13 protein-coding genes are annotated in these 12,016 nt (G+C 60.6%); 7 read left to right on the top strand and 6 right to left on the bottom strand.

What is annotated here, in order from left to right; genetic code table 11:
• Nucleotides 1-48: 48 nt before the first annotated feature.
• From U862_RS0127100 to U862_RS0127080, 5 genes are all read left to right on the top strand, one after another.
• On the top strand, nt 49-1,440 hold the full coding sequence (locus U862_RS0127100) for a COG3014 family protein (RefSeq protein ID WP_025113272.1): 1,392 nt from the start codon (nt 49-51) through the stop codon (nt 1,438-1,440).
• Between the two features lie 214 nt (nt 1,441-1,654).
• On the top strand, nt 1,655-3,049 hold the full coding sequence (locus U862_RS0127095; protein ID WP_025113271.1) for a COG3014 family protein: 1,395 nt from the start codon (nt 1,655-1,657) through the stop codon (nt 3,047-3,049).
• Between the two features lie 15 nt (nt 3,050-3,064).
• Nucleotides 3,065-3,439: a YcfL family protein gene (locus U862_RS0127090; protein WP_025113270.1), complete on the top strand. Its 375-nt coding sequence runs from the start codon at nt 3,065-3,067 to the stop codon at nt 3,437-3,439.
• A gap of 36 nt (nt 3,440-3,475) precedes the next feature.
• Nucleotides 3,476-4,063, top strand: coding sequence for a penicillin-binding protein activator LpoB (gene lpoB / locus U862_RS0127085; protein ID WP_025113269.1), 588 nt, complete (start codon nt 3,476-3,478; stop codon nt 4,061-4,063).
• A gap of 3 nt (nt 4,064-4,066) precedes the next feature.
• Nucleotides 4,067-4,810: a hypothetical protein gene (locus U862_RS0127080; RefSeq protein WP_025113268.1), complete on the top strand. Its 744-nt coding sequence runs from the start codon at nt 4,067-4,069 to the stop codon at nt 4,808-4,810.
• A gap of 61 nt (nt 4,811-4,871) precedes the next feature.
• On the opposite strand, the gene rhtB is transcribed toward U862_RS0127080, so the two are convergent.
• The 3 genes from rhtB to U862_RS0127065 all read right to left on the bottom strand — a co-directional run bounded on the left by rhtB (nt 4,872) and on the right by U862_RS0127065 (nt 8,216).
• Nucleotides 4,872-5,504: a homoserine/homoserine lactone efflux protein gene (rhtB, locus tag U862_RS0127075; protein ID WP_025113267.1), complete on the bottom strand. Its 633-nt coding sequence runs from the start codon at nt 5,502-5,504 to the stop codon at nt 4,872-4,874.
• Between the two features lie 220 nt (nt 5,505-5,724).
• On the bottom strand, nt 5,725-6,306 hold the full coding sequence (locus U862_RS0127070; protein ID WP_025113266.1) for a mechanosensitive ion channel family protein: 582 nt from the start codon (nt 6,304-6,306) through the stop codon (nt 5,725-5,727).
• Nucleotides 6,306-8,216: an ATP-binding cassette domain-containing protein gene (locus tag U862_RS0127065; protein WP_025113265.1), complete on the bottom strand. Its 1,911-nt coding sequence runs from the start codon at nt 8,214-8,216 to the stop codon at nt 6,306-6,308. Before U862_RS0127065 ends, U862_RS0127070 begins: the two co-directional genes overlap by 1 nt.
• A 50-nt stretch (nt 8,217-8,266) precedes the next feature.
• Between U862_RS0127065 and U862_RS0127060 the strand changes: the two genes are divergently transcribed.
• The gene (locus U862_RS0127060; protein WP_025113264.1) at nt 8,267-8,731 is read left to right on the top strand and encodes a TIGR02444 family protein; all 465 of its coding nucleotides are present in this window, start codon (nt 8,267-8,269) and stop codon (nt 8,729-8,731) included.
• Here U862_RS0127060 and U862_RS0127055 read toward each other — a convergent pair.
• Entirely contained in the window at nt 8,728-9,858 is a 1,131-nt protein-coding gene (locus tag U862_RS0127055) for an AlgP family protein (RefSeq protein ID WP_025113263.1), read from the bottom strand. The two genes, U862_RS0127060 and U862_RS0127055, sit on opposite strands and share 4 nt — an antisense overlap.
• Nucleotides 9,859-10,050: 192 nt before the next feature.
• On the opposite strand from U862_RS0127055, the gene U862_RS0127050 reads away from it, so the two are divergent.
• Nucleotides 10,051-10,716 (top strand): FKBP-type peptidyl-prolyl cis-trans isomerase, encoded by a 666-nt coding sequence (locus U862_RS0127050; RefSeq protein WP_025113262.1) that lies wholly within the window; start codon nt 10,051-10,053, stop codon nt 10,714-10,716.
• 76 nt (nt 10,717-10,792) lie between these two features.
• Here the strand turns inward: U862_RS0127050 and U862_RS0127045 are convergent, their stop codons facing one another.
• Complete coding sequence (locus U862_RS0127045; protein WP_025113261.1) at nt 10,793-11,251, bottom strand: Rsd/AlgQ family anti-sigma factor; 459 nt, start codon at nt 11,249-11,251, stop codon at nt 10,793-10,795.
• 186 nt (nt 11,252-11,437) lie between these two features.
• Nucleotides 11,438-11,989 (bottom strand): disulfide bond formation protein B, encoded by a 552-nt coding sequence (locus U862_RS0127040; RefSeq protein WP_025113260.1) that lies wholly within the window; start codon nt 11,987-11,989, stop codon nt 11,438-11,440.
• Nucleotides 11,990-12,016 lie beyond the last annotated feature (27 nt).

Genomic DNA, 12,016 nt, shown 5'->3' with positions numbered 1-12,016 from the left:
ATAATGCGCCACTTCGTCGCATTTCCCGTCCAAGGATGACCCCTCCTCATGCGCCATCGCTTGCTCCTGCCCCTGTTGATCACCGCCGTTGTCCAACTGAGCGGCTGCGCGGCGTATCGCAATTACGATCTGGAACTGCAACAGACCACCGATCAGTTCAAGGCCGGCAACATCGACGGCGCTCTGTCCGTGATCGAAGCGCACAACCCGGACCCGGAAAAAGACCTGCTCTACTATTTCGAAAAGGGCGCCGTCCTCAGTGCCGGCGGCGAGTTCGCGCAGAGCCAGACAACCTGGCGCAGCGCCGAGCAGATGATCATCGAGCGTCAGGACACGATCGAAACCACTGGCGACAAGTTGCTCGCCGCGATGGGCGATCACTGGGGCAGCATCATCAACGACAAGCTGCGCCGCTACGATGGCTACGACTATGAAAAGGTCATGCTGACCACGCAAATGGCCCTCAATCAGTTAGCGCAAAATGACTTCGATGGCGCCCGCGCCGACATCAGGAAAACCCATGAACGCGAAGCGCTGATCGCCCGGCAACGGGAGCTGGAATACGAAAAAATCGAGGAAACCGCCAAGGCCCAGGGCGCACGCGTGCATTACAAGGATTTGCAGGGTTATCCGGTGGTGATGCTCGAATCGCCTGCGGTGATTGCCCTGAAAAACGGTTACCAAAGTGCGTTCAGTCACTATCTCGCCGGCTTCACGTATGAAGCACTGGGTGAAAAGAACCTCGCCGCGCCCGGCTATCGGCAAGCCATAGAATTGCGCCCGGACATGGCGTTTTTCCAACAGGCATTGCGCGACCTCGACAGCCCCGGGCTCAAGGCCGACGAAAGCGATGTGCTGATCATTGTGCAAAGTGGCCTGGCGCCCGCCCGCAGTTCGGTACGCGTGCCTTACCCGGTGAAACTGGCGGACGGGCAAGTCATCGTCGCCAACATCTCGTTTCCGGTGATGGTGCCGGACACCTCAACCCCGCCGATCAGTCAGGTCAGTATCGATGGTCGACAAAAACAGCTGATCGCGGTCAACAGCATCACCGACATGTCCTTGCGCACGCTGCGCGACGACATGCCCGGGATTATCCAGCGCACGACCTACCGGGCATTTCTTGCAGCGGACGTTCAAGGCACGGACAACCGACGTAACCCGAGCAAAGCGTCCTACGTGACCCACTGGGACGGTTTCGAGCAGGCGGACACCCGCACGTGGCGCACCCTGCCCAACCTGACGCAGGTTGTGCGCCTGCGCCTGAAAAAGGGCGAACACCTGATCAGCCTGCCGAATGCGGGTGCACCGCTGAAAATCCGTATCGACCAGAACCGTCAGATGATCGGTCTGCGTGTGCTGGGCGAGCGGATTTACGCGAATGGCAGCGCTTTTCAGGCCATCCCTGCGCTGGAAACCCGCGTATCCGGCCTGAAATAAGTAATGGCACCAAACTAACAAGTGCGATTAAAAAGCTATTACATGGCCAGCATCGCCTGCTTATAATGCCGCGCCCGCGCTATCGCGATGCGGCATAAAAGCTCCTCTGGTTATGAGGAATTGGCAGGAGGCCAGCGCCACTGTCGATGGGTCACATCAGCCCGACCAGCACAGGTGGCTGCTGCAGTTTCAAGCTCAGGGAAGAAGTACCCCCATGGCATTCCGCGCTCCCACCTTGATCGCGCTCAGCGCTGTCACTCTGCTGTCCGGCTGTTCGGCGTTTCGCAACTACGATTCGGAACTGGCCCAGACCAACCAGCAACTGGCCACCGGCAACGTCGACGCCGCATTGACCCTGCTGGAAAAGAACAACACCGGCCCGGACAAAGACCTGCTCTATTACTTCGAGAAGGGGGAGTTGCTGCGCGCCAAGGGCGACCTGTCCGGCAGCCAGAACGCCTGGACCAGCGCCGATCAGGTGGTCGGTCAGTGGGAAGACGCGGTCAAGCTCGATTCCGGCAAATACCTGGCTCAGTTCGGTAGCTTCATCGTCAACGACAAGGTTCGTCGCTACGAAGGCTACGACTACGAAAAAGTCATGCTGACCACGCAGATGGCCCTCAACCTGCTGGCGGTCAATGACTTCGACGGCGCCCGCACCGCGATCAAGAAGACTCACGAACGTGAAGCGGTGATCGCCGACCTGCGTGACAAGGAATACCTCAAGAGCGAGGAAGAGGCCGAGAAAGAAGGGATCAAGACCCAATACAAGGATCTGCAGGGTTACCCGGTCGCCAGCCTTGATGCGCCGGAAGTGGTCAGCCTGAAAAACAGCTACCAGAGTGCGTTCAGCCATTACCTGGCCGGTTTCGTCTACGAAGCCCTGGGCGAGAAAGACCTGGCTGCACCGGGCTACCGCAAGGCTGCCGAACTGCGTCCGAACACCCCACTGCTGGAACAGGCGCTGGTCAATCTCGACAAGCCAAGCAAATCCGACGACAGCGACATCCTGATCGTGGTGCAAAGCGGTCTGGCGCCAGCCCGCGATTCGATCCGCGTGCCGCTGCCATTGCCGATCTCCAACAACGTGGTGATCACCCCGCTGTCGTTCCCGATCATCAAGCCCGACACCTCCACTGCACCGTTCGCGCAGATCGGCGTCGATGGCCAGCAAGTCAACCTGACCGCCCTCAACAGCACCACTGCCATGTCGCGCCGCGCCCTGCGCGATGACATGCCGGGGATTATCGTGCGCACCACCGTGCGCGCAATCACCAAAGGCGTGGCGCAGAAGAAGATCAACGAAACCAATCCGCTGGCCGGTCTGGCCGTCGGTATCTCTTCAGCTGTGCTCGAAGGTGCCGATACCCGTACGTGGCGCACCCTGCCGGACAACACTCAGGTGGTACGTCTGCGCTTGAAGAAAGGCGAGCACCAAGTCAGTTTGCCGAGCGCCATCGGTGGCTCGGTGGTCAAGGTCACCGTCGATCAGCGTTATCAGGTGATCAGCCTGCGCGCCGTGGGCAATCAGGTGTTCGCTGCGGGCCTCGCCGCCCACGTCATTCCGAGCGCCGGTGCGACCAACGTCGCCAGCCTCAAACAACCTTAAGAACGGAGTCTTTGCATGCGCTTCAAACTCATCGCCGTTGCCGCCCTCGCCGTCCTGGCGAGCGGCTGCGCCACCCCGCCACCACCTGAGCCGGGCAGCGCCGCGAGCAAGGTCGTGGCCATGGGCCCGCAGAAACACATCGCAGTCGGCGCCATGCGCGTGGCCCGCGAGAACGGCTTCATGACCGTCAATGTGCAGTTGACCAACACCCTCAACAGCAACAAGACGTTCTACTACCGCTTCGCCTGGCTCGGCCCGGAAGGTTTCCCGATTGCCGAGGAAGAAGTCTGGAAAAGCCAGATGATGTACGGCGCCCAGACCAGCTTCATTCAGGGCATCGCCCCGACCCCCAAAGCCGTGGATTTCCGTCTGGAACTCAAGACGCCTTAAGTCCGCCACCCTATTCCTGTTTTAGAGAGCACTCCCATGTTTGCACGCTTTTCCTTGATCGCTGTCCTCGCCCTGCTGGCTTCCGGTTGCGCCAACACCTCGCCGACCCTGGGCAGCAAGAACATCAGCTACGGCGACACCAAAGCGGTTGAAACCGTGACCAATGAATTCGGTTCGACCGATCTGCAAATGATCGCCGAGTCGATGACCCGCTCGCTGGCCCAGTCCGGCATTCTGCAGGGCCGTCCGGTGGTGCAGGTCTACGACGTGAAGAACAAGACCAGCGAGTACATCGATACCCGCGAAATCACCACCAGCATCAAGACCCAGCTGATGAAGTCCGGCACCGCCCGCTTCGCCAGCGACAACACCGCGATGCAGAGCCAGGTTGATCAGCTCAAGCTGCAAAACCAGAGCGGCCTGTACAAGAAGAGCAGCGTGGCCAAGACCGGCAACATGATCGCCGCCAAGTACCGCCTGGAAGGTTCGATCAGCTCGATCGTCAAGCGCAGCAGCGACTACAAGGACGTGTTCTACAAATTCAGCCTGCAACTGATCGACGTTGAAAGCGGTCTGGCCGAGTGGATGGACGAAAAAGAGATCCGCAAAACCACGGAGCGTTAAGCAATGCGCGCATGGATTGGCATGATGGCCCTGGCTTGCGCGTTCAGCGTGCAAGCGGCCCCCAAAGTCGCGGTGACGGATCTGGCGTATCAGGAGCGTGTGGAGCAATACATCCACATCGTTTCGGCGCAGAACAATTACCGCGAGGGTTACTACAGCTCCAGTGGCTCTTCGAGCTATAACGAGCTGGAAGCGACCACCAGCTATATCGAGCAGGGTGAGCTGCGTAAATTCACCGGCGACATCAAGGGTGAAATCCTGCGTACCGGCATGTTCCAGCTGGTGCAGGGCACGCCGTACACCGCGTCGTCCAAGGGTGACGTCTATGACGTTATCAAACGCATCAAGGCCGGCAGCTTCAAAGGCGCCGACTATGTGCTGTTCGGCACGGTGTCCGACATCGACTTCACCCAGGACATGAACGAGCTGGCGCACACCGACAGCTATTCGGCGGTACTGGGCCTGACGCTGGTGGCGGATTTCAGTCTGATCAACACCAAGACCTACGAGATCACTTCAGCCTTCACGGCGATGGGTGAAGCGCAGGACACCAAACTGGTGAACGGGCGCGACATCAAGATCTCGCTGAACCGCCCTCGGGTGGTGCGTGAGGTGTCCAAGGCACTGGGCGAGGACGTCGCCGGGCAATTGAGCCAACAGCTCGGTGGCGGCGGTTACGAGCAGCCGCGTGAGCCGCAGCAACGCAACAACCTGCCGCGCGATACGGCGCCGGTGATTCTTCACTGATTCGACAGCCGTAAACGAAAAAGGCGACCTGAGAAGGTCGCCTTTTTTGTGCCTGTACGCTTTACGCAGCGGCTTTGCGCAACGTCGCCATAAACGCCGCCGCGCCGATGAACAGCCCGGCAAACGTGCGGTTCATGCGCTTCTGCTGTTTCGGTGTGCGCAACAGGCGCAGCACCTTCGATGCCAGCCCGGTGTAGCCGGCCATGACGATCAGATCAACGCAGATCATGGTCACGCCGATCACCAGGTACTGCATCAGCAGCGGAGCATGCGGATTGATGAACTGCGGCAGCACCGCCAGCATGAACACCAGCGCCTTGGGGTTGCTGATGTTCACCAGAAAACCGCGGAACACCAGCGCCAACGGTTTGCCGATCGGCCGTACCGCCGCGTCATCGCTCATGTCCATGGGCAGCGCACGCCATTGCTTGACCGCCAGATAGACCAGATACGCCACACCGAACCATTTGATCGCATAGAACGCGGTGGCCGAAGCGGTGAGGATCGCGCCCACACCGGCGCCGACGATCGCAATCTGTACCGCGAGGCCGATCTGCAGACCGAGGGCGTTCCAGTAACCACGCCAGAAACCGTATTGCAGACCGCTGGACATCGACGCAATGGCGCCGGCGCCCGGGGACAGACTGATCACCCAGCAGGCGGCGAAAAACGCCAGCCATGTTTGTAGCTCCATCGCACACCTCGGCTCATGTTCGTGACAAATGCCTAAGCTAATCCGGGTTTGAATGGATGACTACCGATTTTTTGCTGAATATTGTGGGGCTACCAGGGGCACCTTCGCGAGCAGGCCCGCTCCCACCAGGATCTTTGGTGTTCACACATTGTGTGTTCCACTCAGGACACTGTGGGAGCGGGCCTGCTCGCGAAGGCGTCAGATCAGACGCCCGGGCAATCTACTTTTCGAAACCGCCGGAAGGAAACACATCGCTGCCGCGCCAGCGCCGCACCGAGCGCTGGAAGAACAGGCTGTTCGGCACTTGCACCATGGCGCTGCCGGTGCCCAGTTCCTCAGCCTCAATCAACGTGGTGTAGAGCAGATTGATCGCCACCACCCGGCCTTTGACACCCGGCTTGTCGGTGGTGTCGACCAGTTCGACCACATCACCCAGACGGAACGGGCCGACGGTGAAGATCAGGATCGCGCAGAGCAGGTTCGACAGCACACTCCACATGGCGAAGAACGCCACCGCCGCCACCGCGACGAAACCCGACAGCGCCGTCCACAGCACCGTGGCCGACACGCCGAGGCGTTCCAGCACAAAGATCAGCGCACTGCCCATGATCAGCCAGCGCAGCCCGCCGCGCAGCGGCATCAGCAACTGCGGCGGGAACGGGTAGCGCTCACCCAGACGGGTCAGGCCTTTGGCAACGAAACGCTGAGCCAGATAACCGGCCAGCAGGATCAGCAGAATCTGCACGCCGAGCCAGATCGGCTCGACCCACACTGCCGGCAAAGGAAGCTTGAACGCATCCATCAGGACAGCGCCTCCAGCTCCGCCTGCATGCTTTCCAGGGTTTCGAGCGCTGCCATCCAGGCTTCTTCCAGCTCGCCTTCGCGAACCTTCAGTCTGGCCTGTTCGGCCAGCAGATCACGCAGCTCATTCTTGCGAGCAGGCTCGTAAATGTCGCTGTCACCGAGACTGGCATCGACCTTGGCGAGTTTCTCGTGGAGCTTGCCCAGCTCAGCTTCGAGCTTGTCGGCTTCACGCTTGTGCGGCGCCAGTTGCTGACGCAACGCAGCGGCAGCCTGACGCTGAGCTTTCTTGTCGGTCTTGTCCGGATTGACCGGCGTGTTGCTGACCGGCGCGTTGCGCTGACGGTATTCCACCAGCCAGCGCGCGTAGTCTTCGAGATCGCCATCGAACTCTTCGACCTTGCCATCAGCGACCAGGTAGAAGTTGTCGGTGGTGCTCTTGAGCAAGTGACGATCGTGAGACACCACCAACACCGCGCCGCTGAATTCCTGCAGCGCCATGGTCAGCGCCAGGCGCATTTCCAGATCGAGGTGGTTGGTCGGTTCGTCGAGCAGCAGCAGGTTCGGCCGTTCCCAGGCGATCAACGCCAGGGCCAGACGCGCCTTTTCGCCACCGGAGAAATTCAGCACCGGTTCGTCGATGCGCGCGCCACGGAAGTCGAAACCGCCGAGGAAGTCACGCAGGGTCTGCTCGCGCTCGGTCGGCGCCAGTCGCTGCAAGTGCAGCAACGGGCTGGCCTTGGCATCCAGCGAGTCGAGCTGATGCTGGGCAAAGTAGCCGACAACGGTGTTTTCGCCACGGGTCAGACGCCCGCCCAGCGGCTCGAGCTCACCGGCGAGGTTCTTGATCAGGGTCGATTTACCGGCACCGTTCGGCCCGAGAAGGCCGATCCGCGCCCCTGGGGTCAGTTGCAGCTTGACCTTCTCCAGGATGGTTTTATCGCCATAACCCAGACGTGCATCGGACAGGTCGATCAGCGGGCTGGAGATCTTGGTCGACTCGCGGAACACGAAATCGAACGGCGAATCGACGTGGGCCGCCGACAGCTCTTCCATGCGCTCCAGGGCCTTGATCCGGCTCTGCGCCTGACGGGCCTTGGTGGCCTGGGCCTTGAAGCGAGCGATGTAGCTTTCCATGTGCGCACGTTGCGCCTGCTGCTTCTCGTAAGCCTGCTGTTGCTGGGCCAGACGTTCGGCACGGGCACGTTCAAACGCGGTATAGCCGCCCCGGTACAGGGTCAGTTTGCGCTGATCGACATGGGCCACGTGATCGACCACTTCATCGAGGAAGTCGCGGTCGTGGGAAATCAGCAGCAAAGTACCCGGGTAGCTTTTCAGCCACTCTTCGAGCCAGATGATTGCGTCGAGGTCCAGGTGGTTGGTCGGTTCGTCGAGCAGCAACAGGTCCGATGGACACATCAAGGCCTGCGCCAGGTTCAGACGCATCCGCCAGCCACCGGAGAAATCTCCTACCTGACGATCCATCTGCTCGTTGGTGAAACCAAGACCGGCCAGCAATTTGCGCGCACGTGCATCGGCGGTATAGCCGTCAGCGCTGTCGAGTTCGGCGTGCAAACGGGCCAGTGCCGTGCCATCGTGGGCCGCTTCGGCGGCGGCGAGGTCACGCTGCACTTCGCGTAGACGCAGGTCGCCATCGAGCACATAGTCGACCGCCAGGCGCTCGAGGGTGTCGACCTCCTGGCGCATGTGCGCGATGCGCCAGTCGGCCGGCAACAGGCAATCGCCCGAGTCCGGATGCAACTCGCCGCGCAACAGGGCAAACAGGCTGGATTTGCCGGCGCCGTTGGCACCGATGAGGCCGGCTTTGTGGCCGGCGTGCAGGGTCAGCTCGGCGTCTTCTAGCAGACGTTGCGGGCCACGCTGTAAAGTCAGGTTCTGAAGTCGGATCATAATGGCGGCGGAGTCTACCAGCTTCGCTCACAACTGGCGCGAGTAGCACGATGTCCTCTGACCTGTGGAGCTTTTCCCTTGCCATCTACGCCCGACCGGGCGTGGAACATGCCTGCCTGCAACTGCAAACGGCGGGGGCCAATGTGTGCCTGTTGCTGTGCGGTCTGTGGCTGGAACAACGTGGCGTGGCCTGCGACGAACAGCGCGTAGAACAGCTGAAAATGCTGGTGGGGCCTTGGGATGTGGAGGTGGTGCAGCCGCTGCGTGCATTACGCACTCAATGGAAAACCCTGGCCGAGGAAGACCCGGTGCTCAAGGCCCTGCGTGAACAGATGAAGGCGCTGGAGCTGGAAGCCGAACGGCATCTGCTGTGGCAACTGGAACAGGTCGCTCAGGACTGGCCGTTGCAGGCTGCATCCGCGTCGGAAGAATGGCTTGAGCGTCTGGCGGCAATGGCCGCCAGCCCGAACCGCGACGCGCTGCAAGTGCTGCGCGTCGCGGCAACCGGCACTTAGGACGCGCTGGTCGGGTTGCTGGTGGCGCTCGACGCAGCGGCCGGCGCTGGCGCAGTCGTGGTGGTCGAGGTAGAAGCGGCGGCAGGTGCAGCGGCCGGCGCTGGAGCGGCTGGCTTGGCGGCAGGTGCGGTCGCCGGTTTCGCGGCGGCTGGTTTGGCGGCGGCCGGTTTTTTCGCGGCAGGTTTGGCGGCTGGTTTTGCTGCTGGCTTGGCAACTGCTGGTTTGGCAGCAGGCTTGGCTACTGGCTTGGCAGCAGCGGTTGCCGGTTTGGCCGCAGCAGGTTTGGCAGCGGTTTTCGCGGCAGGCTTGGCAACGGCTTTGGCAGCTGGTTTGGCAGCGACCGGTTTGGTCGCAGGCTTGGCCGCTGCAGTTTTGGCGGCTGGCTTGGCAGCCGGTTTTACTGCAACTTTGGCAGCTGGTTTAGCCGCTGGTTTAGCCGCGGCGGTTTTTGCCGGAGTCGCTTTGCGAGCAGCCGGTTTGGCTGCTGGCTTGGCAGCTGGTTTTGCAGCAGCCGGCTTGGCGGCGGCAGTGCGTGCGGCAGGTTTTGCAGCGCTGGCCGCAGCAGGTTTTTTCACCGCGGTTTTTGCAGCAGGTTTGGCCGCTGCTTTAGCTGGCGCCTTGGCTGCTGGTTTGGCCGCAGGCTTGGCAGCAGCGGTTTTCGCAGGGGCTTTCGCCGCAGCAGGTTTGCCTGCCGCTTTCTTCGCAGGTGCTGCTGCAGGTTTGGCTGCGCGGGAGGTCAGTGCCTTGCCGGCGGCTTCCTGCACGCGACCGACACCCTGGGCCAGTTTCAGGCTTTCCTGGGCATCGCGCTTGAGTTGCAGAATGTAGCTGCGGGTGTCGGACTGACGATCCTTCAGCGCATCGAGCAGGTCTTCAAGCTCCTTCACGGCAGCCTTGGCCTTGTTCTGTGCCTTGGCTTTACCGGCAGTGGCTGCGTCCTGCAATTTGGTGCGGGACTTGTGCAGTTTTTCTTGCGCCTTGCCGCGTTGCTTTTCCAGTTTGGCGAGCAGTTTTTCAGCATCAGCCAAGGCTTGGGAGCAAGCGTTTTCCAAATGCTCGAGCAGGCTGCCCGAGAGTTGTTGGAGTAAGTGCAACGGAGTGTTTACAGGCTTCTTGGTGGCCGACATGGTTTACCTCCTGGCTGACGTGAGTGCGGCTCATACTAGACCTCTGCAGTTACCGCCGCTAGGTCATCTTGACAGTAACGAAACCATTGCGTTGCAACGAAGTGAAAATGTTCTGCACAAAGACAAAAGCAGTTCACCGTTGCAGACGTTCGCGCTGGCATAATCGCCCGCATCTCAGGACGGAGAGTGCCCATGTCGCGCTACTTTTTTTTATCCCTCTGCATGATTTTTTCCGCCGCCCACGCCGACGAAAAAACCACCACGAGCGACGCCCATGATCTGGCCTACAGCCTCGGCGCCAGTCTCGGTGAACGGCTGCGCCAAGAGGTGCCGCAATTGCAGATCCAGGCACTGGTCGACGGTTTGCAGCAGGCCTATCAAGGCAAGCCACTGGCCCTGAGCGAAGCGCGGATCGAGCAGATCCTGGCCGATCATGAAGCACAAAACGCCGAGCATTCGGCGCTGCCTTCAAGCGATGCCGCGATGGAAAACGAGCAGCGTTTTCTCACCGCAGAAAAAGCCAAACCGGGTGTGAAGGAACTGGCCGACGGCATCCTGCTGACCGAGCTGACACCGGGCAATGGCGCCAAGGCCGGGCCGGATGGAAAAGTGCAGGTGCTGTACGTTGGCCGACTACCCGATGGCACGGTGTTCGATCAGAACACTCAGCCGCAATGGTTCAGCCTCGACAGCGTGATTGCCGGCTGGCGTACCGCGTTGCAGAACATGCCGGTGGGCGCCAAGTGGCGACTGGTGATTCCATCTGATCAAGCCTATGGCGCCGACGGTGCGGGCGATCTGATTGCGCCGTTTACGCCGCTGGTGTTTGAAGTCGAGTTGCGCGGCGCAACAAGCTGACCGCCCCGATTCACAGGCATAAAAAAACGCGGTGCGCTCTCGGCGTATCGCGTTTTTTGTGCCTGCGAAAAACCAGTCAGGCTTGAGCTGTGTCTACTTCCTTGTGTGCCGTGTGCAGCACTTCAATCAGACAGTCTTCCAGCTCGAAGCGCTCGTGAAGCAGGCCGCCCAGCTCCTTGAACTTCTCGGCGACGCATTTGCCCTCATCGCACAGATCGTTGAACGCCAGCAGCTTCTCGGTGATGACGTCGATGCGTGGATAGATTGTTTCGGCCAGTTCCAGGCCGCGCGTGTCACCGAACGCCTTGGCTTCGCCCGTCAGCTGTTCGTAGATCTCGAAATGCCCGGCCGAGACATAATCGACCAGCACACCGCAGAATTCCTGCAAGGGCTTGCGGTTCTCGGACAGCGCCTCAGGTTGCGCACCGAGCTTGTCGTAGGCACCGATCAGTTCTTCACGCTCTTGCAACCAGCGGTCGATCAGCAGATGAACTCCACCCCAGCGTTCCTGAGCATTCTGACAACTTTCGAGCATGGCGATCTCTCTTCCCTTGTGGGTCATGCTGCTCTACACCCGCGCCCCTCTTCTGGCTTTTATCGCTTGGAGGCCGACCGGGCAGAGCGTCATCGAGCAACATAAATCCAATGACACGTGCGGGCCAGATTATGCCCGCACGCCTATGGCTTCAAGGTACGCAGGAGATAAAGTTCATACAAGTGTTTAATCCCTGATCAGCATACGGTGCGACGCTTCGCCGCTGAGCGGTCGTTGCAGAGCGCTCCAGACCAGCCGCAGCAATTGGTACACCGCCAGGATCGACATCGCCACAAAGAACAGCAGGCTCCATTCCGGGATACTCAAATCGAACAGCGTCCAGGAAATATCTGCGCAATCGACACCGCCTTTAAACATCCGCACCGTTGCGCACAACCACGGCAGGTTGCTGAACAGCGCTTCGGAATCGGGCGCGCAGCTCGTCATTTGCACCAGCGGATCGCTCTGCAACAACACCTGCCGCCAGGCGGCGGTCGTCCCGCCCAGACTGACGCAAAACGTGATCATCCAGTACAGCGACAAGCCGACACGCCGCGGGCCATGGACCGCCGCCAGCCCGCAACAGACCGTCAGCAATGCCATGAAGAATCGTTGCGCCAGGCACAGGCTGCAGGGCGTCAGCCCGACCGCGTATTCGAGGTAATAGGAAGCTCCCAGGGCCAGAGCCCCTGCAGTGAAAGCCGTGAAAAACAAGGAGCGTGAACAGGCCAACGACATGGCTTTTCCGTAACAGTAGAGACAGGC

It is taken from the genome of Pseudomonas sp. H1h, assembly GCF_000633255.1.
Lineage (GTDB): Bacteria > Pseudomonadota > Gammaproteobacteria > Pseudomonadales > Pseudomonadaceae > Aquipseudomonas.
Note: the sequence above shows the minus strand (reverse complement) of the source record. Positions and strands in the feature narration are given on the sequence as shown.